Annotated in this window: 21 protein-coding genes; 12 read left to right on the forward strand and 9 right to left on the reverse strand. The window is 63.2% G+C overall.

What is annotated here, in order from left to right:
* Nucleotides 1–78: 78 nt before the first annotated feature.
* From ACTHN9_RS14805 to ACTHN9_RS14815, 3 genes are all read right to left on the reverse strand, one after another.
* Entirely contained in the window at nucleotides 79–1,566 is a 1,488-nt protein-coding gene (locus ACTHN9_RS14805) for a purine-cytosine permease family protein (RefSeq protein WP_440537521.1), read from the reverse strand.
* Between the two features lie 67 nt (nucleotides 1,567–1,633).
* Nucleotides 1,634–2,323 carry a type IV pili methyl-accepting chemotaxis transducer N-terminal domain-containing protein gene (locus tag ACTHN9_RS14810; RefSeq protein ID WP_440537522.1) on the reverse strand — a complete coding sequence of 230 codons (690 nt, stop codon included), beginning with the start codon at nucleotides 2,321–2,323 and terminating at the stop codon, nucleotides 1,634–1,636.
* Nucleotides 2,324–3,190: 867 nt separating this feature from the next.
* On the reverse strand, nucleotides 3,191–5,041 hold the full coding sequence (locus ACTHN9_RS14815; protein WP_440537523.1) for a M24 family metallopeptidase: 1,851 nt from the start codon (nucleotides 5,039–5,041) through the stop codon (nucleotides 3,191–3,193).
* Nucleotides 5,042–5,333: 292 nt separating this feature from the next.
* Between ACTHN9_RS14815 and ACTHN9_RS14820 the strand changes: the two genes are divergently transcribed.
* Complete coding sequence (locus ACTHN9_RS14820) at nucleotides 5,334–6,071, forward strand: helix-turn-helix domain-containing protein (protein ID WP_440537524.1); 738 nt, start codon at nucleotides 5,334–5,336, stop codon at nucleotides 6,069–6,071.
* Nucleotides 6,072–6,159: 88 nt separating this feature from the next.
* Here ACTHN9_RS14820 and ACTHN9_RS14825 read toward each other — a convergent pair whose 3' ends face one another.
* Nucleotides 6,160–6,966, reverse strand: coding sequence for a COG4705 family protein (locus tag ACTHN9_RS14825; protein WP_440537525.1), 807 nt, complete (start codon nucleotides 6,964–6,966; stop codon nucleotides 6,160–6,162).
* Between the two features lie 296 nt (nucleotides 6,967–7,262).
* On the opposite strand from ACTHN9_RS14825, the gene ACTHN9_RS14830 reads away from it, so the two are divergent.
* Nucleotides 7,263–8,972: an acid phosphatase gene (locus ACTHN9_RS14830; protein ID WP_440537526.1), complete on the forward strand. Its 1,710-nt coding sequence runs from the start codon at nucleotides 7,263–7,265 to the stop codon at nucleotides 8,970–8,972.
* Nucleotides 8,973–9,058: 86 nt separating this feature from the next.
* Here the strand turns inward: ACTHN9_RS14830 and ACTHN9_RS14835 are convergent, their stop codons facing one another.
* Nucleotides 9,059–9,478, reverse strand: a complete 420-nt coding sequence (locus tag ACTHN9_RS14835; RefSeq protein WP_440537527.1) for a secondary thiamine-phosphate synthase enzyme YjbQ — start codon at nucleotides 9,476–9,478, stop codon at nucleotides 9,059–9,061.
* A gap of 126 nt (nucleotides 9,479–9,604) precedes the next feature.
* On the opposite strand from ACTHN9_RS14835, the gene mnmH reads away from it, so the two are divergent.
* Nucleotides 9,605–10,654, forward strand: a complete 1,050-nt coding sequence (gene mnmH / locus ACTHN9_RS14840; protein WP_440537528.1) for a tRNA 2-selenouridine(34) synthase MnmH — start codon at nucleotides 9,605–9,607, stop codon at nucleotides 10,652–10,654.
* A 47-nt stretch (nucleotides 10,655–10,701) separates the two neighbouring features.
* Here the strand turns inward: mnmH and ACTHN9_RS14845 are convergent, their stop codons facing one another.
* Both ACTHN9_RS14845 and ACTHN9_RS14850 read right to left on the reverse strand, forming a co-directional pair.
* Nucleotides 10,702–12,261: a methyl-accepting chemotaxis protein gene (locus ACTHN9_RS14845; protein ID WP_440537529.1), complete on the reverse strand. Its 1,560-nt coding sequence runs from the start codon at nucleotides 12,259–12,261 to the stop codon at nucleotides 10,702–10,704.
* 224 nt (nucleotides 12,262–12,485) lie between these two features.
* Nucleotides 12,486–13,388, reverse strand: a complete 903-nt coding sequence (locus tag ACTHN9_RS14850) for a DMT family transporter (RefSeq protein ID WP_440537530.1) — start codon at nucleotides 13,386–13,388, stop codon at nucleotides 12,486–12,488.
* A 63-nt stretch (nucleotides 13,389–13,451) separates the two neighbouring features.
* Here ACTHN9_RS14850 and ACTHN9_RS14855 point away from each other — a divergent pair, with 63 nt between their 5' ends.
* From ACTHN9_RS14855 to ACTHN9_RS14890, 8 genes are all read left to right on the forward strand, one after another.
* A complete protein-coding gene (locus ACTHN9_RS14855; RefSeq protein ID WP_440537531.1) occupies nucleotides 13,452–14,354 on the forward strand; it encodes a LysR substrate-binding domain-containing protein in 903 nt (300 codons plus the stop codon).
* A gap of 198 nt (nucleotides 14,355–14,552) precedes the next feature.
* Complete coding sequence (locus tag ACTHN9_RS14860) at nucleotides 14,553–14,888, forward strand: ArsR/SmtB family transcription factor (RefSeq protein WP_440537532.1); 336 nt, start codon at nucleotides 14,553–14,555, stop codon at nucleotides 14,886–14,888.
* On the forward strand, nucleotides 14,885–15,412 hold the full coding sequence (locus ACTHN9_RS14865) for an SRPBCC family protein (protein ID WP_440537533.1): 528 nt from the start codon (nucleotides 14,885–14,887) through the stop codon (nucleotides 15,410–15,412). Before ACTHN9_RS14860 ends, ACTHN9_RS14865 begins: the two co-directional genes overlap by 4 nt.
* A 92-nt stretch (nucleotides 15,413–15,504) precedes the next feature.
* A complete protein-coding gene (locus ACTHN9_RS14870) occupies nucleotides 15,505–15,942 on the forward strand; it encodes a DUF1801 domain-containing protein (RefSeq protein ID WP_440537534.1) in 438 nt (145 codons plus the stop codon).
* Between the two features lie 35 nt (nucleotides 15,943–15,977).
* Nucleotides 15,978–16,589 carry a TetR/AcrR family transcriptional regulator gene (locus ACTHN9_RS14875; protein ID WP_440537535.1) on the forward strand — a complete coding sequence of 204 codons (612 nt, stop codon included), beginning with the start codon at nucleotides 15,978–15,980 and terminating at the stop codon, nucleotides 16,587–16,589.
* 250 nt (nucleotides 16,590–16,839) lie between these two features.
* Nucleotides 16,840–17,226 (forward strand): VOC family protein, encoded by a 387-nt coding sequence (locus tag ACTHN9_RS14880; RefSeq protein WP_440537536.1) that lies wholly within the window; start codon nucleotides 16,840–16,842, stop codon nucleotides 17,224–17,226.
* A 130-nt stretch (nucleotides 17,227–17,356) separates the two neighbouring features.
* Nucleotides 17,357–20,293, forward strand: a complete 2,937-nt coding sequence (locus tag ACTHN9_RS14885) for an EAL domain-containing protein (RefSeq protein ID WP_440537537.1) — start codon at nucleotides 17,357–17,359, stop codon at nucleotides 20,291–20,293.
* A 63-nt stretch (nucleotides 20,294–20,356) separates the two neighbouring features.
* Complete coding sequence (locus ACTHN9_RS14890; RefSeq protein ID WP_440537538.1) at nucleotides 20,357–20,689, forward strand: DUF2322 family protein; 333 nt, start codon at nucleotides 20,357–20,359, stop codon at nucleotides 20,687–20,689.
* A gap of 157 nt (nucleotides 20,690–20,846) precedes the next feature.
* Here the strand turns inward: ACTHN9_RS14890 and ACTHN9_RS14895 are convergent, their stop codons facing one another.
* Nucleotides 20,847–22,004, reverse strand: a complete 1,158-nt coding sequence (locus tag ACTHN9_RS14895; RefSeq protein ID WP_440537539.1) for a CaiB/BaiF CoA transferase family protein — start codon at nucleotides 22,002–22,004, stop codon at nucleotides 20,847–20,849.
* Between the two features lie 262 nt (nucleotides 22,005–22,266).
* Between ACTHN9_RS14895 and ACTHN9_RS14900 the strand changes: the two genes are divergently transcribed.
* Nucleotides 22,267–24,387, forward strand: a complete 2,121-nt coding sequence (locus ACTHN9_RS14900; protein WP_440537540.1) for a D-(-)-3-hydroxybutyrate oligomer hydrolase — start codon at nucleotides 22,267–22,269, stop codon at nucleotides 24,385–24,387.
* A gap of 31 nt (nucleotides 24,388–24,418) precedes the next feature.
* Here ACTHN9_RS14900 and ACTHN9_RS14905 read toward each other — a convergent pair whose 3' ends face one another.
* Entirely contained in the window at nucleotides 24,419–25,225 is an 807-nt protein-coding gene (locus tag ACTHN9_RS14905) for a YkgJ family cysteine cluster protein (RefSeq protein WP_440537541.1), read from the reverse strand.
* Nucleotides 25,226–25,286: the final 61 nt, after the last annotated feature.

The raw sequence follows: 25,286 nt of genomic DNA on the forward strand, positions 1-25,286 counted from the left end.
CGATAGGCGATAGGCGATAGGCGATAGGCGATAGGCGATAGGCGATAGGCGAGGTTCGACGAGCGCGGGTCACGGCAACTATCGCGACTGCCTCTCGGTGCCCGTCACGGGCTCGGGCACCCATCCGCCGGTGCCGGCGCCCGACGCCTCGCCGGGCAAAATTAGACGATCGGGTACGTGCGCGCGATTGCCCCGCACGGCAACGTAGTAGAGCACCGCGGGGACGACGAGGCCGACGATCCACGAAATGTCGGCGCCGCCGAGCTTATCGGCGAGCGGGCCGGTATAGAAACCCGTGGCGATGAACGGCATCTGCACCAGCACGCCGATCGCATAGACGACAAGGCCGACGACGTTGAAGCGGCCGTAGCGTCCATTGGGATCGTAGAGCGCGGGGATGTCGTAGCGCTCTTTCGTCACGCAGTAGTAGTCGACGAGATTGATTGCGCTCCACGGCGTGAAGAACGCCAATAAGAATAGGATGAACGACGAGAATGCTTTTAGGAACGCGTGCTGCCCTGCCAGCGCAAGCCAGACGACGATTGCCAGCATGCCCGCGATGCATGCCGTGCGCAGGGTAGCGGAGAGGCTGCGGCGCCCGGCTAGCCCTGTCGAAATTGTCGCGACGGACATGACGCAGCCGTAAGCGTTGAGCGTGGTGGCGGTGAGTTTGCCGAGTGCGATGGTGAAGTAAAGCCATGCGGCCGCCGCGCCGCTTCCGCCGAGGCCGACGACGAACGCTACCTCATGGCCGGCGAACGCATGGCCCGCGAGGGCTGCGGCGAAGACGCCGAACGTCATCGACGCTTGGGAGCCGATGACCGAACCCAGCCAAACTGCCCAGAAGGTGCGCAGCGACGAGGTACGACGTGGCAGGTAGCGCGAGTAATCGGCGACATAGGGCCCGTAGGCGATTTGCCAGGAGGCCGATAGCGACATCGCCAACAAGAAGTCGGCGACCGTGAAGTGTCGAATGGCCAAGAGTGCGCCGACATCGTGTTCGGCCAACAACCGGCTGAAGAGATAGACGAACGCCGCGACGCCGACCACGCTCATGAGACGTCCGAGCCCGTGAATGAGGCGATAGCCGAGAATGGCGGAGACCATGACCAGCGCCGCGAAAATCAGGACGCCCGCTGTGGGCGAGAGGCCGCTCAATTGCGCCACGGCCTGCCCGGCCAACACTGTTCCGCCGGCAGAGAAGCCGATGTACATGAGGCACACGAGCACAAGGGGCAGCGTGGCGCCTAGGACGCCGAATTGAACGCGGCTCGAGATCATCTGCGGCAGCCCAAGTCTCGGCCCTTGCGCGCCATGTAGTGCCATCACGGCGCCGCCAAGAATCTGCCCGAGGGCTAGCCCCACGAGCGACCAGAATACGTCGCCCCCGAGGACGACGGCGAGTGCGCCCGTCACGATCGCCGTGATTTGCAAATTGGCGCCGAGCCAGAGCGTAAATTGACCGACCGGTCTGCCGTGCCGTTCGTCATCGGGGATGTAATCGATCGTGCGGCGTTCGGCAAGCGAGCGGTTCGGTGCGTCGGATGCGGGAAGCGTAGTGGTCATGGCGCGGCGCGCGGCGCATCGGCCACGCATCTGTGACGAGATCGACCACGATACGTATCGCAAAATTTCAGCGCAAGCGGGCCGGCGCGGCGCGCGCCGTCATGACGCCGTGAATCATGCGCTCCATGTCCTTCACGATGTCCGACAGCAGCGAAGTCACGACCGCGAACTCTCGCCCATACGGCCCGGCGCGCCCCGCCGAAATGCGGGCATTGATCGCGACGATATTCGCTTGCATCGAGATCCGCCCGAGTTGTTCGGCCAGTTGCTCATCGCGCTTGGACGCCGCGCGTTCCACATTGCGCATTTCGTGTTGGTAGGCGAGCGTGATCGCCTGCAGCAATTCGAGCAGCGGCGACGCTTGCGCGACGAGCGCACCGGCCGCGGCCTGCGCATCACCCGATTCGGACGATAAGCGGGACGCGGCCATGCCGGCGTCGTCGATGAACCGGCGAATTCGTTCGTCGGCGCGATGCGAGCCGAAATACAGTTGGCGCAGTGCCTCGCAAAACACGCCGGGCAAACGATCGTTGCCTTCGACGAGATCGGCGTGGGCCGCGGCGAAAGTCGACAAGCAGCCTTTGGCGATAGCGGCCGCGTCCGCGTGGCCCTGCGCGGCGAGCAGCACATGGAGCACAATGCGCTGCGAAAGCATTCGTTGACGGCCGGCAAGATTGATGAGTTCGCCGATCGTCTCGGCGGAAACGGCGTGGTCCTCGCGCGCGCGGCGCGCATCGGTCGGCTTTAATTTGATCATGGCAGGGCGCGGCCCTGGGTTCGGCCGCTATAGCATTGGCTTGGGACACACCTGCGGCCGCGACGCGACGCGGGGTGGCGTTCCGATTGGCGCGAGCCTTTCGCGATCATCGGCCGGCCAGACCACGCAATAGCCATGCCATGCAACGGCTGCGGCGCGGCCTTTCATTTAGCGGTAAGTCGAGCGCGCCGGCGCGCACAAGCATGGCGAGGGGGGCCGCGCATCCGTGCGCGGGGGCTCCCGATGGTGCAGCCGGCACTGCCGCGGGGCGCGGGGGCGGCTCGCTAGAGCCGCCGACCACGAGCGAGTCGAAGGAAGGGCAGTCTAGGGCCTGACAGTCATAGCGGGCGTGAGAGACGAGCAGAGTGCAGTCGCGGGGCACGAACGAAATCGAGCATGAGCAGATTGGGCCTGACAGTCATTGCGGGCGTGTGGGTAAACAACCTTTGCTGTCCGCCCAAGGACGCGCCTTTCTTTTGGTTACTTTTCTTTGGAAGTGCAAAGAAAAGTGACCGCTGCCCCGCGGAGGGGCGACGCTAATAGACCGATAAGAAACCAAGTTCAACGACGAGCAGAGTGCAGTCGCGGGGCGCGAACGAAATCGAGCATGAACCGATTGGGCCTGACCGTCATCGCGGGCGTGTGGGGTAGACAACCTTTGCCGTCCGCCCAAGGACGCGCCTTTCTTTTGGTTACTTTTCTTTGGAAGTGCAAAGAAAAGTGACCGCTGCCCCGCGGAGGGGCGACGCTAATAGACCGATAAGAAATGAAGTTCCACGACGAGGCGAGCCTAGCGACAACGGAGCGACAACGGAGCGACAACGACAGCACCAACACCTTACCGCCCCGGCCGGAGGGGCGCCCAGTTCACAAAAGCGGGCAAGCGGTCACGCTATTCCCGAGTTCCGCGCAAACCCGCTCATACTCGCGCAGGTAATCGCGCTCGTTCTGATCGAGCATATCGACATCGATCAAATCCCAGTCATACCCGACGGCCACGATGTTCTCGAATTCGACCATCCCGGCGTGAGAAGCGCTTGGCCGAATAATGACGACATTCTCGATACGAACCCCGCCTTTCCCGGCCAGATAGATCCCAGGCTCGATAGAGATAACGGCATTGGGCACGAGCCCGAACTTCGACCCGGGTGCGAACCGCACCCCCGATTCATGCACGTGAATCCCGATGCCATGCCCGGTGCCATGGTTAAAGTCGTAGCCGCGCGCGCGGCAGACGTCGCGCACAGCTTCGTCGACCTCCTCTCCGGTCAGATCCGCGGGGAAGCGTGCAACAAGCCCTTTAATGCACGCCTTAAGCGCGATCGTATAAATTTCCCGCTGCCATGGCTGAGCTTGCGTAGCCGCATCGGTCTTGCGCAGCACGACGCGCGTGCAATCGGTGGCGAAACCGCCTTCGTAATAGGCGCCGCTGTCGAGCAGAACGAGTTCGCCGTCCTCGAGCGCGACGTCCGCGCTCGCGGCCGTGTAGTGGGCATGCGCGCTATTGGCGCCGTGCGCCGCGATCGTCGTAAAAGTGAGCCCCACGGCGCCGCGCGCGGCATAGGCATCGTTGATCTTACGCGCCAAGTCATACTCGGAATGCCGCTGTCCCGGCTCGCCGTACTTGGCCCAACGCATCGTTTGCGCGATGGCGGCGCTGCTGCGCGCGAACGCATCGCGGAAGCGATCGAGCACCTGGGGCGTCTTCGACGCACGCATCGATTCGACGGGACTGAAGCTCGAGTGCCGCGCATGCGGCCATACGCGGCTCAGCGCGTCCGGCATCGCACAATTGACCGACTCGGCGCCGTAGCAAATATGATCGACATCGAACAGCGCGAGAAAACGCGCGAGCGCAGCCAGGTCGTTTCGGAAGACCTGCAGCTTCGGGTAGGACTCGAGTTCGACCGGACACTCATCGCAGCCTTCGGGCAAATACAACGCCACTTGATCGCCTACCACGAACAAATATCCGAGATGCGACGACGCATTCGGCATGTGATAGCCGCGGCTATTCAAGAGGTAGCCGATATCGTCGGCCGCGCACGTGAGCCAGCACACGCGCGCACCCGCGTTGCCCAGATGGCCGCGCAAGCGATCGTTCAATGCGGCGATATTGCTGGCCACCGCCCTGCCCGTCATCGATTCCGGCACCTCGAAGATCGGCCGCGCCACCTGCCAGCCGGGCAAATCGATTGCGCGATCGATTTCGCGCGAGGAAAACGCGGTCCACCGCAGCGCACTGCCGCGCGTATCGTCGAACAAGCGGTCCCGTTGGCCAACGCTGACACGCAGCGCGTCGTAGCCGACCGAGCGCAACGTATCGGCATGCTTCGACAGCCACATGGCGAGGGCGGACCAGATCGGCAAACCGAGTTCCAGCTTCTCGAGGTGCACGTAGGCCGTGTCGCACTGCGATTCCGCTTGCAGGTGATAGCGGCCGTCGACGAACAACACGAAGCGCGCCACGCCGATTCGGGCCGCCGCCGCTTGGCTGAGGAAGATGCCCGAGCCCATCGAACCGTCGAAGCCGGACAGCGCGAAACGCTGGCTATTTCGACGCGGCACGTATTCGGTGATGAATTCGTCCTGCGACGTGACCACGAGCGCGTCGAGTTCGCTACGCTCGAGCAACGTGCTCAGGCGCGCCTGCGTATCGGCTACCGAAGGTTCGTAGGCCGGTAGATCGGAAAAGTTGTATTGAAGTCGGTCGATCATCGTTTTTGCTCGTTCGTCGATGCGCGCAGCGCTCGCGGTTGTCCCCATCGTGAAAACTACCGTCGCGGCGAATTTACGTCAAGCTAAAATTTTGGTGCTACTAAAACTTTCACCTCAATCCGCCCGTGCGCCCGACACAGCGCCCCACCCCGAAACTGCGCGGTACAATGCGCCCACATTGCTGCCGGGCTGTCACCGACGCGCCGATCCGCGCCGACAAGCGGCCTGCCTGTCGTACCGTGCGCCAAAGCGCCGAATCGACGGCTTACGGCGATCGCCGCCAAGAGGATTCATGGATTCGGATATCAATCACATCGGCCAGCGCATTCGGCGCCTGCGCCGGGAATCGAAGATGACGCTGCTCGAAGTGGCGACGGCGTCGAGCTTGTCGGTCGGTTTTTTGTCGCAGGTCGAGCGCAACTTGACGGGCATTTCCATCTCGTCGCTCGTCAATGTCGCGAAAGCGTTGAGCGTACCGCTCGGCGTCCTGCTCGAGCATCCTCGTCAAGCGCAGCCCGATTCGCACGAAGGGCGGCGCGAATCGTATCAAGTCGGCCCGATGCAGCAAAAGTACGAACGGCTATCGACGACGTTCGACGGCAGCATGCTCAACGCCGTCAAAGTGCTGATGATGGAAGGCTACAGCTCCGAGTGGGTCGCCCATGGCGGCGACGAATTCGTCTACGTGCTGTCCGGCAAATTGCGTTATACGGTCCGCAAAAAGGACTACGAACTCACGGCGGGCGATTCGCTGCATTTCGACGCGCAGCATCGGCACCGTGTCGTCAATGTCGGCCCCGGTCCGGCCGAGGTCATCGCCGTGGGCACCCTCCCGTTGTTCGACGACGGACATGCGGCGCTCGAGCCGCTCTCGCGCTCGCCCCAGCGCCGCGGCACAGCCGCTGCAAAGAAAACGGCGGCGCCGTTGCAGACGAAAGCGCGTGCGGCTGGCCGGTCGGCGCCAGCCCAACCGGCAGCGTCCGATAAGACCGCGCAGCCCGCGCGGCGGCGCGACAAGAAAAAAGCCTGATCCCGCTCGCCCTGCGGCTCGCAAGCGCATAGCGCGCCGGGCCGTAGGGCGAGCGCAGCCATCGAGCCGTCCGCCGCCCAAACGGGTGTCAGTGCGACGAGGAAACCGCCGCCCGCCGCGCATCGCGGCGCCAAAAATGCTGAACCACGACGACCGAGGCCATGACCGCGAGAATCGCGAGGGAAGCCGAGACGCGGTTCAGATTGAGCCCGCCTTCGGCGACCGGTTTGGTGAGCGTATCGCCGAGCGTGGCGCCGAGCGGGCGCGTCAGCACGTAGGCCGCCCAAAACAGTACGCCGATCGGCACGCGCCGCGCCAGCAGCCACACGAGCGCCACCACGACCAATAGCCCCGCGAACAGCAACGCACCGTGTTCGAAGCCGAGGCCTAAGTTGTCCGCTGCAAAATCGCCGAGCGCCGTGCCCAGCGTATTCGACACGAGAATCGTGACCCAGTAGAACACCTCATCGCGCGGCTTCAAGATATGGTCGTATTCGATTCGGCCGGCGGTGGCGCGCCATGCCGCCAGCACCATCAAGACGGCCAGCAGCAGGATCGCCGACGACACGACATAACCGAGTCCGGCCGTGCGATCGAGAAAATCCGAGGTCGTCGTACCGACGGTCGTCGTCGCGACCACCACGGCCCAGTATACCGCGGGGTGGTAGCTGCGCGAGCGGACCTGAATCGCCAGCGTGACGACGAAGAAGGCCACGAAGATCAGCGTCGCGACGGCGTAACCGAGCTGAAAGGTCATTGAAAGCGCATCGCCGCCGGTTTCGCCGACCGTCGTCGCCAAAATCTTGACGAGCCAGAACACGGCCGTCGCTTGAGGCACCTTGCTGAGCCATGCCTCGCTATCGTGCGGGACCGCCACCGAGGTTCGTGTGGTCATCTTCCGTTCTCCTTGATCGATTCGGGATGTCGAACTGCAAACGCGTCGCATTATCGCCAGCCTTACTTAAGGCTTGCTTATCAGCATCGTTCGGGCCACGGATGTTTCGTGCTCGATGCGGCTCAGCCCTTCCGCTCGTCCGGTTCTTCGCGCACGTGGACGTGCTCGTCGCGCGCCTCGCGCTACTATGTCGCCCTTATCGCCGAGCGCCGCGCACCGCTTTGCATGGCGATTCAATGCGCATCCATCCCGGTGCGCCCAGGCGCACATGCGCCCTGATCGACGGAGACAAGCCGATGCAAGAGCACACGCCGAAAGTCCCGCAGCCTCTCCCGCAAGAATCGGACAACGCGGACCAGCCCGCGAACCCCGATCGACGTCGCTTACTGGGCGGCCTCGCCGCCGTGGGCATGGGGCTTGCGCTGCCCGCGTGCGCGCCGCCGAGCAGCGCGGCACAGCGCGATGGCTCGCGCGCGCGAACGGCCGCCGAGGAAACGCTCGACGGCGCCCTGCGCGCACACGTGCGCCACATCGTCGTCATCTACGCGGAGAACCGCAGCTTCGCCAATTTATATGGGAATTTTCCCGGCACGCGTTATGCGCTCGACGCTGCCGCCGCGCAAGCCCCCGCGCAGTTGGATCGCGACGGCCGCACCCCTTTGCCGTACCTGCCGAAGATCTGGGGCGGCCTCGTGCCGCAAGCGCAGCAGGTCGGCTCGACCCGCTACATGATCGGCCAGGAAGCAATCGCGCACCTGCCCAACCGGCCGTTCGTCGTGGCCGACGCACACGGCACCCCACTGCCCAATGCGGTGATCACGCGCGACTTGTGGCACCGCTTCTATCAGAACCAGATGCAAATCAACGGCGGGCGCAACGACCAGTTCGTGGCCTGGGCCGATTCGGGCGCGCTCGTCATGGGGCATTACCGAAATTCGGCGCAGACCCTCCGGCTATGGAATCTGGCCCGGCAATACACGCTGTGCGACAACTTTTTCATGGCCGCGTTCGGCGGATCCTGGCTCAACCACATCTTCCTGATTTCGGCGCAGGCGCCGTTCTATCCGAATATCGCCACGAGCCCCGCCAGTCACTTGGTCTCGGTACTCGAAGGCGACGATCCGCTCGGCACGAGGCTCAAGCTTGCGCCTCATGCCGAGCCATCCGCGCTCGACGGGCCGCCCCAATTCGTTCGCGACGGCGCGTTCACGCCCGACGGATACGCCGTCAATACGATGGCACCGCCCTATCAGCCGAGCTTCGTCGCGCCGGCCCCGGGCGGCGATGCCACGCTCGCCGATCCCGCGAATCCGCGCGTGATGCCGCCGCAGCGCTACGCCACCATCGGCGATCGGCTCTCCGCGAAAGGCGTCGATTGGGCGTGGTACAGCGGCGCCTGGCAATACGCGCTCGAGCACCGCGAAACGGGCATGAGGCCGGACTTTCAATACCACCATCAGCCATTCAACTACTTTGCCAATTTCGCGCCGCGCACCGCCTTGCGCGAGCGGCATCTACGCGACGCGGGGGTGGGCAACGACGCATCGACCAACCGGTTCATCGCCGATATCGACGCGGGCCGCCTGCCCGCCGTCTCGTTCTATAAGCCGCAGGGCGATCTGAACATGCATGCGGGCTATGCGGACATCGAATCGGGGGACCGGCACATCGCCCATGTGATCGATCGCATTCGCAACGGGCCGCAGTGGAAGGACACCGTCATCGTGATGACGCACGACGAGAACGGCGGCTGGTGGGATCCGGTGGCGCCGCCGAAAGGCGATCGCTGGGGACCCGGCTCGCGTGTTCCGGCGCTCGTGATCGCGCCGTTCGCGAAGAAAGGGTTCGTCGACCACACGTTCTACGATACGAACTCGATCTTGCGGTTTATCGATCGCGTTCATGGTTTGACGCCGCTCGATGGGGTAGCGGCACGCCATCAAGCGTTTGCGGAGCGTGGGGAAACGCCGCCTGGGGATTTGACGGGTGCGTTGGAGTTGGGGTGAGGGGTGGGCCGGTGCGGGCAGCACCCATGCGCATCGGCTGCTACGCATTCGCTGCGTCGATTTCTCGCGATCGGCTGTCGAACAACCTACTCCCCCATCACATGCATCACCACATCCCGCGTATGCGGCTGCCGGCGATGCTCGAACAAATAGATCCCCTGCCACGTCCCCAACACCAGCGCGCCGTTTTCGATCGGGATCGATAGCTGTACCTGCGTGAGCGCGGTACGCAAGTGCGCCGGCATATCGTCCGGCCCTTCCGCGTCGTGCTCGTAGCGCTGCGCGTCCTCGGGCGCAAGCACCTCGAAATACCGTTCGAGATCCCGCTTGACGGAAGGGTCTGCATTCTCCTGAATCAAAAGCGACGCCGACGTATGCCGGCAATACAGCGTGAGCAAGCCCATCTCGATCGACTGGCGCGCGACGTACTCGCGCACTCGGTCCGTGATCTCGACTAGGCCGCGCCCACGCACGGCGATTTGCAGATGTTCGAGGGATTGGCGCATCGGTTCTCCTGGGTGCGACGGGGCGCGTGCTCGCCGCTTACTGAAAACCACAAGCATAGGCCATGCTCGGGTCCGCGCCGCGCCGTGTCATAATCGCCCGCACCCTCGCCCTTCTTTTCTTGGCCTGTGAAAGACCTCAGCGTCAACCTCGAGCGTCTGGCCGATTTCGACGAAATCGTCGATGTCCGCACGCCGCTCGAGTTCGCCGAAGATCACATCCCCGGTGCGATCAACGCGCCGGTGCTCGAGAACGAGGAACGTGTCGTGGTCGGCACGCTCTATGTGCAGGCCTCGGCATTCGAGGCGACCCGCGTCGGCGCGGCCATGGTCGCGCGCAACATCGCGCGGCACTTGGAAACGACTTTTGCCGATCGCCCTCGCGGTTGGCGCCCGCTCGTCTATTGCTGGCGCGGCGGCAAACGGTCCGAATCGCTGGCCGTCTGGCTCAATCTCATGGGATGGCAAGCGCGCCGGCTCGACGGCGGCTACAAAACGTACCGGCGTTCGGTGTTGGACGCGCTATCGGTATGGCCGCCGCGGTTCGAATACATCGTCCTCACGGGATCGACGGGGTGCGGCAAAACACGGCTGCTACGCGCACTGGCGAACACGGGTGCGCAAGTGCTCGACCTCGAACGGCTCGCTTCGCATCGGGGCTCTTTGCTGGGCGCCCTCGTAGGCGCGCCGCAGCCCTCGCAAAAGGCGTTCGAAACAGCACTCGTCCAAGCGCTGCGCGCGTTCTCCCCGGATCGTCCCGTGTTCATCGAAGCGGAAAGCCGCACCATCGGCCGCGTGGCGCTGCCCGACAGTTTGCTTGGTGCCATGCACCGATCGCGCTGCATCGGCGTGTATGCGCCGCGCGACGAACGGATCGCCTTCTTGCTCGACGACTACGCGCATTGGTTCGACGCGCCGGGCGAATTCAAAGCGCAATTGACGAAGCTGATCGGCTTGCACAGCCGCGAATGCGTGACGCGTTGGTGTCGTCTGATCGATGAGCATGCGCGCGCCGAACTCTTCGACGAACTGATCGCGCTGCATTACGATCCGGCATACGCCCGCAGCAGCAAAGGCCATTTCGTCGAATTGCCGCGCGCGATTGCGTTCGAACTCCATCCGAACGCCGCGGACATCGATGCGCAAGCGCGAGCGTTGCTCGCTCGCTTACACCTGTGAGGTGAGCGGCGCGCAGGTCGCACGCCGCCCGCCTTCGGTCGACCGCGTCAGCACCCGGCCGCGCGCACGCGGAATGTGCCGACGACGTCGGACAGCAGGCGGGCCTGCTCCTGCATGGCCTGTGCGGCGCCGGCCGCTTGCTCGACCATCGCCGCGTTTTGCTGCGTGGTCTGGTCCATTTGCGCAATCGCGATGTTCACTTGCTCGATGCCGCGGCTTTGCTCCTCCGAGGCGGCCGAGATTTCGCTGATGATATCGGTCACGCGTTTGACCGAATGCACGAGCGACTGCATCTTGCCGCCTGCGCTTTCCACTAACGTTTTGCCATTCTCGACGCTGCCGACCGATTCTTCGATGAGCGCCTTGATTTCCTTCGCGGCTTCGGAGCTACGCCGCGCGAGGTTGCGCACTTCGCCGGCGACGACGGCGAAACCACGGCCTTGCTCGCCCGCCCGCGCGGCCTCGACCGCCGCGTTCAGCGCCAGGATGTTCGTCTGAAACGCGATGCCCTCGATGACGGAGATGATGTCGACGACCCGTGACGAACTGGCCGCGATATTCTGCATCGTCGCCACAACTTGCTGCACGGCCTCGCCGCCTTCGCCCGCGATTCGCGAGGTATCGGCCGCCATTTGGTTGGCCTGGCGCGCGTTGTCGGCGTTTTGCTTCACGGTCGCCGTCAACTGCTCCATGCTCGCTGCCGTCTCGCCGAGCGACGCGGCTTGCTCTTCCGTACGCGAGGACAAGTCGAGATTGCCCGCCGCGATCTGCTGCGCCGCGTCGTTGATCGTTTCGGTGCCGCCGCGAATGCGATGCATCGTTTCCGCCAGCCGGTGCTGCATGCGTTGCATGGCGTACACCATGCTGCCGTGGTCGCCGTCGCGCACGAGCACATCATGCGTCAGATCGCCCCCGGCGATCGATTCGGCAACGGAAGCGGCATAGGCGGGCTCGCCGCCGAGACTACGTTGAACGTTGCGAATGATCATGACGAGCGCGAACGAGCTGATGCCGCCAATCACGAACATCGTCAGCAGATAGGAAATCAGGCGCGCGTAAAAGGCGTCGTCGATGTCGTTCAGGTAGACGCCCGAGGCGACGTACCAGTCCCAGGGGGCAAAGCGCTCGACGAAGGAAATCTTCGGCACCTCGGACGATTTGCCGGGGAACCGCGCCATGTAATCGACGTAACCTTGGCCATGCGCCCGAGCCACCTTCAACAGCTCGACGAACAGCGCCTTGCCGTTTACATCTTTGTAATTGCTCTGGTCCTTGTTGACCAAGTTGGGCAAGACCGGATGCATGATCACGACGGTGTTGGCATCCGTGATGAACAGATAGCCGTTCCCCGGATAGCGCATCGCGGCGAGCCGCGCCATCGCCTGTTTCTTGGCCTCCTCCTCCGACAACTCGTGGCGCTCGGCCATTTGCTGGTACTGCGCCACCACGTTGACGCCGGCCTCCACGATGTTGCGAATGGCGGCTTTGCGCCCGCTCAGCATCGTGTCACGCGTTTGCAGCGCCGCCCAACCGCCGAAGAGCAATAAGCCCACCCACATCACGAGCAAGGCCAACCCTAATTTTTTACTGAGCGTCAGACGATCCACTTCCCTCTCCGGCAAAGCCGATGCACATGGCGGGTGCGATGCGATCGGCGTGTCATCAACAATGGCTTCTAGTTGATTAACGGCGCGCGTCGGCAATTCTGCAGGGCGGGTTAATTCGGAGTGCAGAGTATTTTTCGAGCTTGGCTTTCAAGGAGATTACCGAAAAAAAGTAGGATTATTGAGCCGCGGCATTCGCTTCGAGCAGCGATTCATTGCAAGCGCCGTCACCGGCGCCCGCGCCAGGCGACATACGCAACGCCGACGATCACCATCGCCCCGCCGGTCACCGTGGCGATATGCACCCGCTCGCCCGTGAGCACGATGGAAAGCGCCGTCGCCACGGCCGGCGTTAGATACAAGAAGTTCGCGGCCCGCGCCGCCCCGAAGTAGCCGAGCGCGTAGGCCCACGTCGCATAGCCCAGCGCGGCGGGGAAGACGCCGAGCACGACAACGGCGTGAACGATCCGAGGCGATGCGCTCGACAGCTCGCTCAACGCGCCCGGCAGCCAAGGCGCTAACAGCAGCGCGCCGGCCAATAAGGTATAGGCGGCGCAAGGCAGCGGGCCGTAAAGGGGAATCAGGCGGCGCTGCATGACGATAAATGCCGCGGAGCTTACCGCCGCGATCAAAATGAGGCTCGCGCCCGCGCCCGGCACGAGACCGCCCGGCTGTCCAGACGCGATCACACCGATACCCGCGAAGCTGAAGATCGAGCCGAGCCATGCCCAACGGTTAAAGCGTTCGCCCAAAAACATCGTCGCGAACAATGCGGTGAAAATCGGCAACGTATTGACGATGAAACTGGCCGCGCCTGCCGCAACCGTCTTTTCTCCCGTGTTCAGCAGCGCGTTGTAAAGCGCGATCCCGAAAAATCCGCAGAGTACGAAGCGCATCGCATCGCTCGCCGTCGGCAACCTCGGGCGACGATAGGCCAACCAAGCCGCAACCAGCAACGCCGCCGTGCCGAAGCGCGCGGCGGCGAGATGCAGCGGCGTGAGGCCTTGGAGGCCGATACGGATGAACGGGAAGGCGCTGGCCCACGAAACGATCGTGAAGGCCACGGCCGCCGCAGCCAACGCTGGGGCGGCAAACGCAGAGGAGCGAGCGGAGGAGGCGGGTGTATTCATGTGGGCATGATCGATCGTTTTAAGCTGTTAAGCTAGCGCACAGATCGATAACGAGGCGTGATTGTGGAACACAGCTCCGAATTCGCTCGGCCGCCGCTCGCCAGCCTCGAAACGGTTTGCGTCGTGGCCCGGGAAGGCTCGTTCAGCGCCGCAGCTCTTGCGACGGGCGTCACGCACGGCGCCATCAGCCGTCGCATCGCCGCCGTTGAAAATTGGCTCGGCTATCCGCTGTTCGAACGCCACGGACGAGGTGTGCGTCTCACGCCCGACGGGCAGCGGCTGCTCGGCCGAATCGAGCAAGCATTTTCGATCATCGACGGCGCATCCGATCAATGGCGCCCCGCTCGCGTGCCGCGCATCGTCAAAGTCAGTATCACGCCCGCATTCGCTCAGTTGTGGCTGTTCGATCGGCTCGCCGCCCTCGAGGCCGGGCCGCCCCCGCTCACCGTGCAGCTCGACATCACGCATCGCAATGCCGACGTGGCGGCCGGCGAAGCCGATATTGCCGTGCGATGCGGCCGTGGCTACTGGCCCGGCCTCGACTCCCGGCCCTTATTGCCCGAATCGCTGTACCCCGTGGCCGCCCCCGCGATCGCAGCCAAACTCGATGCGGGCAAGTCTGCTCGACTGCTCGATTGGCCATTGCTGCACGACTCCGATCTCACCGGCTGGCGTACGTGGTTCGGCGCACAAGGCATTTCGTTGAAACCGAGACCGCAGGATCGGCGATTCGAGGACTACGGCCTGGTACTGGCAGCGGCGCAAGCGGGGCTCGGCATCGCGTTGGCGCGCGAACCGTTTTCGAACGGCTGGCTGGCACGCAACGACCTGGTGCGCATCGGCCGCACGGCGGTGGCGTCCCCGCTGGCCTATCACGTGCTGACCGCGAAACGCGAAGTGCGTCCCGAAGTGCTGGATCTCGTCTCCCGGCTCGTGCGGGCGGCCGCGCAATCGGCCCGCGCCTAGGCACGAGAGGCCGCTAGCCTTTGCTCACCCGATCGGCGAGTTCACTGGCGCGCCGCATCCCGGCGCAAATCGGCTTCCCTCGCAAGCGGGCAAATCGGGCGAAATCTGGCGAAATCCGGCAACGCGGGCCCAACCTTCGATCTTCTCCGCCCAAAACATTCCTTGACACGTATATACCTATATACGTATATTAAGCGCATGGAATCGACATTCGCCGTCATTGCCGAGCCGAGCCGCCGCGCCATCCTGAGTTTGCTCGCCGCTTCCGAGCGGTCGGTGGGCGACATCGAGCAGGCGCTGAACCTATCGCAGCCTTCGGTTTCGAAACATCTGCGCGTACTGCGCGAAGCGGGGTTCGTCGAATCGCGTATCGATGCCCAGCGGCGCGTGTACCGGATCCGGCCGGAACCGCTTCAGGAGATCGACGCCTGGCTCGCGCCGTTCCGTCAATTCTGGTCTCGGCACCTCGATGCGCTCGAACGGCATCTCGATGAAACGCATCCTCCACCCCGTCGAAAAGGCCATAAGCCATGAACAAACGTGACGAATACCAGCCCGGTGCCGCCAGCGGTGCGCATGTGCAAAAGGAAGGCGAAAAGTGGACGCTCGTGGTCGTGCGCGATTTGCGCCACGCCCCGGCGAAGGTCTGGAACGCTTTGACGGATCCGGCCTGCCTGCGCGAATGGGCCCCTTTCGACGCGGACGCGAATCTGGGCGCGGTCGGCCCCGTGACGTTGTCGACGGTCGGTACACCCACGCCTACTATCAGCGAAACACACGTGACGCGCGCCGATGCCCCCAATGTTCTCGAATACCGGTGGGGCAATAACGATCTGCGCTGGACGCTGGAAGCGACCGATACCGGCACCCGCCTCACCCTCTGGCACAACATCGACCGCGGCTTTATCTCGATGGGGGCGGCCGGCTGGCACATTTGCCTCGACGTGCTCGATCGTCTTGTTGCCGAAGAGCCCATCGGGCGGATCGTCGGCGGCGAAGCCATGAAGTTCGATTGGCCTCGCTTGAATACCGAGTACGCTCAGCAATTCGGACTTTAACGAGCGGCGGTTTCGCGCAGCATCCCTCCCCCGCGCGGCGCAATGCCTATGTGCCGCGCCTCCATGCAACTGCCCTGGTTGAAAACGACGAAATGAAAAAATCGACTACAAGTGCAACCGAAACCGCAGATACACCGGCATCCGAACGGATCGACGCCCGCATCGCCGATCTCGGCGATTGGCGCGGCGAAACCTTGAGCGCCATGCGCACGCTCATCAAAGAGGCGGAGCCCAATGTCGTCGAAGAATGGAAATGGATGGGCACGCCCGTATGGTCGAGCAGCGGAATCATCTGCACGGGCGAATCGTACAAGTCGGTCGTCAAATTGACGTTCCTCAAGGGCGCGTCGCTGCAAGATCCGACGAAACTATTCAACTCGAGCCTCGACGGCAACGCTCGCCGCGCCATCGACATCCATGAAGGCGAGCACGTCGATGCCGAGGCGTTCAAAGCGCTCGTGCGCGAAGCGGTCGCATTGAACGAGTCCAACGCAAAGGCGAAGGCAAAGCCCAAACGCGCCAAGCCGTGACGGCCGTTTGGCGCCCGCCCGGAACGAGCACGACGATGACCGACCGATCGCCGCAAAAACAGTTCAAACCCCGCAAGGCCCCCAGCCAGTCGCGCTCCGAGGAGACGGTGGCGTCGATCGTCGAGGCGGCCGCGCAGGTACTCGAAAACGAAGGTTTCGAGGGATTCAATACGAACGCGGTCGCTCGCCGCGCCGGCGTCAGCATCGGCTCGCTCTATCAATATTTCCCCGGCAAGGACGCGCTCACGGTCGCCCTCATTCGGCGCGAAACGAAGCGGTTCTACGACGACATGGCCGTTGCGCTGACTCAACGTAGCGGCAAGGCGGCGCTCGAATACCTGATCGGTGCCGCTGTCCGGCAGCAATTGCAGCGGCCCATGCTCGCCAAGCTGCTCGATATCGAGGAAAGCCGCCCGGCATTGCGCGGCGAAGTGGGCAAGCCGGAGCTGGAGAACTTGTTCGTCACGGTCATCCGACGCGCTATCCCGAAGCACCTGCATCCCGAGATCGCCGCCGGCGATCTCTATGCGATCACCCGAGGCATGGTCGATGCCGCCGGCGAGCGTGGGGAAACCGACCTCGAGAGCCTAGAGCGCCGCTTGCGCGCCGCGGTGTTCGGCTATTTGTCGAAGATGGGCACGGACTGACCCGTTTTGCCGGTGACGGCAGCCGGCAAATGCGAGCAATCCGAGCGCATGCCCTATCGGCCGATCGCCGCAGCCGTTGCCGCATGGGGCCTTCGCGCCCCACCGGCACGTGGCTCGGATGCGAGTTGTTGAATGCGAGCTTTTACTTATATTCTGATGTCTCTCGTGACTAGCGATACGCGGCAATCAGGCCGCTTCATCCGCGCTTCATCTATTGAGAGACCGATCGATGACACTTGATACGAAAACGATGAAGCTCAATCATTTGAGCTTCCCTTCGGCCAACGTGGCCGTTACCGCCCAATTCTTCGAACGGCAATTAGGTTTCACCATAGCCGGCACATGGGATAAATCTTGTATTCTCAAGCGCCCTGGTTTCGACGTTGTTATCGACCATGTCGACGACGAAACGCTCAATTGGCCGAAAAACTTTCATGTCGGTTTCGAATTGCCGAACCTTTTAGCGGTTCGCGAGTTATATGACCGTTTCGTGACAGAAGGAATCAGGATGGAAACGGGCATTTTCAATAACGGCCGCGGCTCGCGATTCTTTTGTCGCGAGCCGGGCGGCGTGATGTTCGAAATCAATACGCGTTCGGACGCTGCGCAGAAATACCGGGGCACGTTCGACGACTGACGGCGCCGGGCACGCCGAGGGCATACCCGCGCTTCAGAATTGCCGTTTTCAGCCGTTATCCATGCTGTTGGCACGCGCCCGCGCGCAAACGACATGACCGCTGCCAGGATACGTGCCTGGGCGGCCATGCGTGGACAAAAACAGCCTTTTCGACGGCATGAATACCCCTGGGATCGACAACGAAGACGAATACCGCGTGCCCGTCGGCGACTTGCATGTCGCCGTGATCCGGTACGACGCACTCGGGCGGCGGCGCTACATGAACCGTGCCGCCACGGCCATCATGCGCGCGCACGCCGAATCGGAACTGCTCGCGCCCGCTACGCTCGAGCGCTATCGCGAGGCCATTCGCGAGGTTGCCGCCACCGGCATCACACGCGAGATCGAGTTGCCGTTCGATGCTCGGCCCGAATGGCAGCGCGAGCATTACCTGGTGCAGCTCATGCCCGATCCGGTTCGGGACCAAGAACGCGGCGTGCTCGCGCTTTGCTTCGACATCAGCCGTCGCAAGCTCGCCGAAACGCAGTTGCGCGACCGCGAATCGTTTCTCGAATCGCTGCTCGATACCATCCCCATCCCCGTTTTTTGGAAGGATCGGCAGGGCCGGTATCTTCAGCTGAACAAAGCTTTTCAGGACTTCCTGGGAATTTCCAAGGAGCAGTTCGTCGGGAAAACCGTCTTCGAGGTAAACCCTTACGAGCTGGCGAAGGTCTACTTCGCGAAAGACGAGGAGTTGTTCGCGAACGGCGGCATCCAGCGATACGACTTCAAGGCCCGCAACGCGCGGAAAGAAGACCGCGACGTGGAATACACGAAAGCGGTGTTTCACGATGCCGAAGGTCGCCAGGCCGGGCTGATCGGCGCCATCTTGGACGTTACCGAACGCAAGCGAGCGGAAACCGAGTTGCGCGCGCAGTACGAAAAAATCCTGCAACTCAACAAGAATCTCGAAGACAAGGCGAGCGAGCTGTCCGAGGCCCGCGCGCATTTGATGAACGTGCTGCACACCATTCCCGACATGGTCTGGTTAAAGAGCACGAGCGGCGAATTTACGATCTGCAACCATGGTCTGGAACGATTCGTCGGCAAATCGAAGGCTGAAATTCTGGGAAGAACCGATTACGATTTCTTCGACAAGGAATTAGCCGATTTTTTCCGCGAGCGGGAAATGGCGGCCATCGACGCCATGCGTATTTGCGTCAACGACGAATGGGTGGTCAGCCCCTCGACCGGCGAGCGAATCTTGCTGGAAACGCGCCGGCTACCGGTACTCGATGCGAGAGGCGTGGTTACCGCCGTGTTAGTGGTGGCGCGCGACATCACGGAACGCCGCCGCTTCGACGAGACATTGGCACGACGCGAGCGCGAGTTCCGCACGTTGGTCGAGCATTCCCCCGACACGGTGGCCCGGTACGATCGGAACCTGCGCCGGCTTTACGTCAATCCCACGTTCGTGGGGCTCGCCGCGGGTGGCATCCAGGCCTTGATCGGCAAGACGCCTTCGGAGTATCCGGGCGGACCGAACACGATCCTTTACGAGCGCGAACTGGCGCAAGTGTTCGTCAGTGCGGCCGATCGGCAGTTCGAATTGCGATGGCAACCCGCCGAGGGCGGCCAGCTATGTCAACTCATTCGGTTGACGCCGGAACTCGGCCCCGACGGCACCGTGGAAACGGTGCTCGCGATCGGACGCGATATCACCGAGCTGCATGCATCGCGCGACAAGATTCATCGGATGGCGTATTTCGATGCCCTGACGGGGCTACCGAACCGCACGTCGTTCAACGAGACGTTGCGCCGGCTCACCTGCGCCAATGCCGAGGATCGACTGACGGCCGTGATGATGATCGACATGGATCGCTTCAAGAGCGTCAACGATACGATGGGTCATGCTGTCGGCGATGAGCTGCTGCGCGAAGCGGCGGCGCGCTTGCTCTCGAGCGTGCGTCCCGGCGATACCGTGGCGCGCTTCGGCGGCGACGAGTTCGCCGTGCTGCTGCCCGATGTCCGCAACCGAAGGACCGTCGAACAGATTTCGGCCACGATCATCAAGCGGCTTGGCGAACGCTTCGTGTTGAACGGCAAGGAAGTGTTCATTTCGTGCAGTCTCGGTATCGCGCTCTACCCGATCGATAGCTCCGACGTAGACGACCTGCTGAAGTACGCCGATTCCGCCATGTATCTGGCGAAGCGGTCGGGGCGTCGCGGTTTCCGTTTCTACACGAACGACTTGACGATCGAGGCGGCGGCGAATCTTCAACTCGAATCGCAGTTGCGCCGCGCGATCGAACGGGGCGAACTGGAAATTCATTATCAGCCGCAAGTCGCGTTTCGCGATGCCGAAGTACTCGGCTCGGAGGCGTTGCTCAGATGGAATCGTCCGGGATCGGGTTACATCGCGCCGGATCAGTTCATCCCGCTTGCGGAAGAAACAGGCCTCATCGTCGATATCGGCCGTTGGGTGTTACGCGAAGCCTGCCGTGCCGCCGCGCAGTGGAATGGCGACGGCCGGCGCTTGCACACGGTCGCGATCAACCTGTCGGCCCGGCAGTTTCAGTCGCGCGGTTTAGTGCCGATGGTCGAGAAAATCCTCGTCGACACGGGTTGCCGGCCCGAGTGGCTGGAACTCGAAATCACGGAAAGCTTGCTCTTGGACGAGGACGATACGGTGGCCTATGCGCTGTCGGCGTTCAAGCAGATGGGACTCGCGATCGCGATCGACGATTTCGGTACGGGTTACTCCGCGCTCAGCTATCTGACGCGCTTCCCCATCGATACGCTGAAAATCGATCGGACGTTCGTGCAAAAGGTAACGATCGATCGTCGGCATGCCGAACTCGTCAAGGCGATTTTGTCGATCTCGCACTGCCTGGGCCATCGGGTGATCGCGGAAGGCGTCGAGACGATGGAGCAAGCGGCCTTTCTCCATGGGTACGGATGCGAGGTGGCGCAGGGATTCCTTTACAGCAAGCCGCTGCCGAAAAGTCAGATCGGCTTGCTGCCGCGCCATCTCACGCCGAAAATCGAAGCCAATGTCCCGGTCGATATCGAGAGCGACGGGCGGTAATCGACGGTCGGGAACGGACTACAATACAGCCCGCTATTCCAACCCGATAAGCGGAGCTTTTCAGTGATCCAACCGACCCAAGTATTCAAAGACAACCTCGCACAGCTACCTTCGATCGATGCCGTGCAACGCATCGATCTCGTCGACGACAAGGGCACGGTGGTGGCCACCATCGAGAATCAACCCGGTAAGCAGGGGTCGCTCGCCGTTTATCACTACTTGCGTCAAGCATTTGGTCAACTCGACGGTCAAGCGGCGGAGCACGGCCTCGCGATATTCGCCGAACACACGGCCGATGCGCGCAACCGTCCAGGTGCGCATCCGAATGTCGATCGGTTGTTCGAGGTAGTATCGAGCGGGCAGACGCTGCGTATCGAGGTGATCGGGAAGGCTTAAAGCGTGTGCGGACGGGAGCGGCTTGCCGCTCTCGGCGCGGCAACGCTCGAGGTCGGATGTCGCTGCCCGCTTTCAGTAATTTTTTAAAAATTACTGAAAGCGGGCACCTCCGAGGTATCGCACCTCGCGCTCCGGCGATGGTGGGCCCGCGCCTCGTTCAATGCCGATCGCTCGCCCTGCTCTTGAACCTCCCCAAAATCTCCTGCGTATGCTCGCCGATCTTGGCCAGCGCTTGCCGCACGCCTAGTCGCCTTCCGCCCATCGCGAGCGGCAGCAATACGACATCGGTCGTCCCGCCGTCGTCGGTCGTCATCGGCACCAGGCTGCCGCTCGCCTTGAGATGAGGATCGTCGAGCAATTGCTCGGGGCGGACGATGGGCGCGTACGGAATGCCGGCCGCCTCCAACTGAGGCATGAGTTCGTCGACGCGACGCGACGCCAAACTCGCCGCAAGTCGAGGAATCAGTTCGGTACGCGCCGCCACGCGCTGTGCGTTCGTGGCAAAGCGGGGATCCGTCGCAAGATCGTCGCGTTCGAGTAGCGCGCAAAGCGCAAAGAATTGCTTATCGCTAACGGCACCAATGAACAGTTGTTCGCCCTTCGCCAGCGCGAACACGTCATAGACGCTCCACGCCGACACGCGCGCCGGCATCGGCGGCAATGGCTGATGGGTCATCGCATATTGCTGCATATGCTGCGAACACAAGAACACGCAATTTTCGAATAGCGCGCTCTGCACCTCTTGCCCTCGCCCCGTGCGGTCGCGTTCGCGCAGCGCGGCCAGAATGCCGATCACGCCGAACATGCCGCCCATGATGTCGTTCACCGACGCGCCGGCACGCAGCGGACGACCGGGCGGCCCCGTCATATAGGCCAAGCCGCCCATCATCTGCACCACTTCGTCGAGGGCGAGCCGCTTATCGTAAGGCCCCGGCAAAAAACCTTTATGCGAGGCATAGACGAGCCTCGGATAGCGCGCACTCAACGCATCGTAGTCGAGCCCGAACTCGCGCATGAGACCGGGCCGAAAATTTTCGATCAGGACATCGCACTCGCCGATCAAATCGACGGCCTCGGCCTGTCCGGCCGGCGTTGCGATATCGATGACCACGCTCTTCTTATTGCGATTGAACGTACGAAAGAAGCCGATACCGAGCCCCGGGAGCCGACGCGTCTTGTCGCCGCCAGGCGGCTCGACCTTGATGACTTCAGCGCCGAGATCGGCGAGGATCATGCCGCACGTCGGCCCCATGACCATGTGCGTGAATTCGACGACGCGAATGCCGTCGAGCGGGAGCGAAGCGGAAGGAGTCATCGGATATCGGCAGGAGAAATCGTTGGGAGCACGATGGGTAACGATGGGAACTTTAGCCCTTCTCGGCCCTCCATCGAGCACTTTTTCGGTCCCGAAATCGCCGCTTGATAGCCGCTCGAAGTTTCCGCACAATCGCGTCGTCGACCGGCGGCGACGCGCTCGCAGTACATGCGCTCCTCCTATCCGTCGATGTCATGGCAGTGTCAAGCAGGGTCTTCGCATCTAAACGGCGCAACGCGCCACGCCAAGCTAGGAGACACCGATGAAAGCCATTGCACGTGTAGCCCGAAGTTCGGCCTTACTGACCTGCGCGGCGATCGCCGGCGCATGCCTTTATTCCACCGCCAATGCCGACGATAGCCGCGACGCGCCGCCAGGCCAAAATCGCTTGCCGTCGTTCGTCGTCCCAGGCAGCCTGCGCACCGCAACCTACGACGGCGTCACCGACGATCTGTTGACGGCTGGGCTCGGCAAGACCGGGCTCGAGGGCCCCGCGCCCGCCATCGCGAACCCGACCAGCCCGACCTCCGCCGAACTTCGCCGCCTGGCGATTTGGTCGAACTACCGCGCACTCGTCGATATGTCGCCGAACGGCGGCTACGGCCGCTTTTGGGGGCCCAATGTCGATCTCGACGGAAACGACACGCTCGGCGAAGGCAAGATTCCCGGCACCGAATATCTCGCCTACGCCGACAACGGAAGCGGCCGGCAGAACGTCACGCTGATGGTGCAAGTTCCCGCGCACTTCGACCCGAGCAACCCCTGCATCGTCACAGCAACGTCGTCGGGTTCGCGCGGCGTCTACGGCGCGGTTTCGGCGGCCGGCGAATGGGGGCTGAAGCGCGGATGCGCCGTCGAGTACAACGACAAAGGCACCGGCAACGGCGCCGAAGAATTGGAGACGGGCGACGTGACCCTTATGGACGGGCGTCTGGCCAATGCGGTGAGCGCCGGACACGACAGTCTATTCACCGTCGATGCGAGCCAGGGCGAGATCGCGCGCTATAACGCCGCCTTCCCCTATCGATACGCGTTCAAGCACGCCCATTCGCAGCAAAACCCCGAACAGGATTGGGGCAAGGACACGCTCGATGCGATCAAGTTCGCGTATTGGGTGCTTAACCAGCAGTTCGGTCCGGCGCTGGGCCATTCGCATCGTCGCGTTCGCTACGCGCCGGGCAGCATCACGACGATCGCGGCTTCCGTCAGCAATGGCGGCGGTGCCTCGCTCGAAGCGGCGGAGCAAGACGAACGCGGGTGGATTACCGCCGTTGTCGTCGGCGAACCGCAGGTTAATGTCCGCATGCCGCACCGAGCCCATGTGCTAGAAGGCGGACAGCCGATCGCGGAAGCGGGCAAGCCCCTCGCCGATTACGTCACGCTCGCGAATCTGCTGCAGCCGTGCGCCGCGCTGGCACCGGCAGCGGCGGGCGCGCCGTACCTGACGGCGCTCCCAGTCGCCAAGACGATGGCGATCCGGCAAGCGCGGTGCGCATCGCTCGCGGCAGCCGGATACGTGACGGGCGGCGACTGGCAAGCTCAGGCGGGCGATGCGCTCGCGCAATTGCACGCGGCCGGTTACGAAGCCGATTCCGATCTACTGCAAGCGCCGATGTGGGATTCGCAAGCGGTCCCGGCCGTTGCCGTGACGTATGCCAACGCCTACACGCGCTCGAGCGTGCTCGACAATCTGTGCGGATTCAGCTTCGGTACGACGAATGCGGCGACGGGTGCGGCAGGCGTGCCGCCGGCGATCGCGCCGATGCCGACCGTATTCGGCCTCGGCAACGGCATTCCTCCGACGAACGGCATCAATCTCGTCTACAACGAAGGGCCCGGGGGTGCCGCCGATCATCGGTTCGCGACACCCGATGCGAGCTTCGCCGGCGCGGTATGTATGCGCCGCTTATGGACGCAGCACGATCCGCGCATGATGGCCAGCGTGCACGCGATTCGGGTCGACGCGAATTTGCATGGCAAACCCGCGATTCTCGTGCAAGGCCGCAGCGATGCATTGGTGCCGATCAACCACGCTTCGCGTGCCTACCTGGCCGCGAATAGCGCGAGAGAAGGGGCAAGGAGCCAAGTCTCGCTCTACGAGATCGCGAACGGCCAGCACTTCGATGCGTTCTTACCGTTCCCCGGCTTCGACACGCGGTTTATTCCCGTCCACTACTACTATCTACAAGCGCTTAATCTCATGTGGCATCACTTGAAGGATGGGGCGCCGCTGCCGCCATCGCAGGTGGTTCGCACGGTGCCGCGCGGGGGCATGCCGGGCGCCGCGCCGCCGCTCACGGCAGCGAACTTGCCCGCGATCGCGCCCAATCCGAGCAGCAATGCGATCGAGGTCAGCGCGGGAGTCGTGAACGTTCCGCACTAGGCCGATTGTCTACGTATCGGCTGTATCGGCTTTAACCAGCGGGACCGGCGAGCGATAAGTAGGAAAACGCCGCGCTCGGGCGGCCATGGGCGAATTCGCCATGGGCCCCGACCGCGGCAAGGGCATCGACGCTCGCTTTTCGATCCGAGAGCAATGTCCATTCGCTGCCGGCAGCGTCCGCCTCGATTGAAGCGCTGCCGGCCGACGTCTCGGCTCGCACGGCCGACAAAGCGTCGAGCAAAACACCGCGGGCCGGCGAATGAACGACGAATCCCTCGTTAGCAATCGCGGCGCGATCGATACCGAGCGCTCGACACAGTCGCGCCTTCAGAGGCAGTTCGTCCGCATCGGCCCGGCGAGAGCGTTCGATTGCTTCGATCGTGCGCGCGTCGACCAAGCGCCCCGCGCGCACCAGCGCCGGCAAGCCGGGAGTCCATGCATCGGGAGGACAGGCTTTGTGCCGCGGATCTAACGCAATGAACGGATTGATCTCCGCCGGGTAAATCCGGCACACCAACGGCCGCTCGCCATAAATACCGCATCGTTTGTTCGGCAGCAGGTTCGGGCACGGCCCCGCGAATGCGGCCGCCAAGATCACGGTCACGCGAATCGGCAGCTCGCCGCAGGTCGCGGCAAACGATCGGCGGCGTTTGTGCGCCGCCCACGCGTTCTCCGGCGGCGGCTCGGCCAGCCAGGGCACGGCCTCGCACAAAATCTCGACGGATGCGCCGCGCGACAGCCACGCGATCGCTTCTTCAACCGTGAGCGGCAAACGCAAATCGTGGCAACACTTGGCGCACTCGGTGCACGCGAAATCGACGTCGGGAGGGTTCATCATCTTGTTGCGCCGGAAAAGCGGGGCGCAAGACCGCCCGCGCATGAATGCGCAGACGGCGTCG

This window comes from Trinickia sp. (assembly GCF_051953405.1).
Lineage (GTDB): Bacteria > Pseudomonadota > Gammaproteobacteria > Burkholderiales > Burkholderiaceae > Trinickia.

Coding starts and splice junctions, on each gene's coding strand:
- ACTHN9_RS14875 (WP_440537535.1), top strand. CDS start 15,978: ATGACCGACCGATCGCCGCAAAAACAGTTCAAACCCCGCAAGGCCCCC.
- ACTHN9_RS14850 (WP_440537530.1), bottom strand. CDS start 13,388: ATGAATACACCCGCCTCCTCCGCTCGCTCCTCTGCGTTTGCCGCCCCA.
- ACTHN9_RS14865 (WP_440537533.1), top strand. CDS start 14,885: ATGAACAAACGTGACGAATACCAGCCCGGTGCCGCCAGCGGTGCGCAT.
- ACTHN9_RS14835 (WP_440537527.1), bottom strand. CDS start 9,478: ATGCGCCAATCCCTCGAACATCTGCAAATCGCCGTGCGTGGGCGCGGC.
- ACTHN9_RS14900 (WP_440537540.1), top strand. CDS start 22,267: ATGAAAGCCATTGCACGTGTAGCCCGAAGTTCGGCCTTACTGACCTGC.
- ACTHN9_RS14870 (WP_440537534.1), top strand. CDS start 15,505: ATGAAAAAATCGACTACAAGTGCAACCGAAACCGCAGATACACCGGCA.
- ACTHN9_RS14825 (WP_440537525.1), bottom strand. CDS start 6,966: ATGACCACACGAACCTCGGTGGCGGTCCCGCACGATAGCGAGGCATGG.
- ACTHN9_RS14805 (WP_440537521.1), bottom strand. CDS start 1,566: ATGACCACTACGCTTCCCGCATCCGACGCACCGAACCGCTCGCTTGCC.
- ACTHN9_RS14830 (WP_440537526.1), top strand. CDS start 7,263: ATGCAAGAGCACACGCCGAAAGTCCCGCAGCCTCTCCCGCAAGAATCG.
- ACTHN9_RS14810 (WP_440537522.1), bottom strand. CDS start 2,323: ATGATCAAATTAAAGCCGACCGATGCGCGCCGCGCGCGCGAGGACCAC.
- ACTHN9_RS14860 (WP_440537532.1), top strand. CDS start 14,553: ATGGAATCGACATTCGCCGTCATTGCCGAGCCGAGCCGCCGCGCCATC.
- ACTHN9_RS14905 (WP_440537541.1), bottom strand. CDS start 25,225: ATGATGAACCCTCCCGACGTCGATTTCGCGTGCACCGAGTGCGCCAAG.
- ACTHN9_RS14895 (WP_440537539.1), bottom strand. CDS start 22,004: ATGACTCCTTCCGCTTCGCTCCCGCTCGACGGCATTCGCGTCGTCGAA.
- ACTHN9_RS14880 (WP_440537536.1), top strand. CDS start 16,840: ATGAAGCTCAATCATTTGAGCTTCCCTTCGGCCAACGTGGCCGTTACC.
- ACTHN9_RS14820 (WP_440537524.1), top strand. CDS start 5,334: ATGGATTCGGATATCAATCACATCGGCCAGCGCATTCGGCGCCTGCGC.
- ACTHN9_RS14815 (WP_440537523.1), bottom strand. CDS start 5,041: ATGATCGACCGACTTCAATACAACTTTTCCGATCTACCGGCCTACGAA.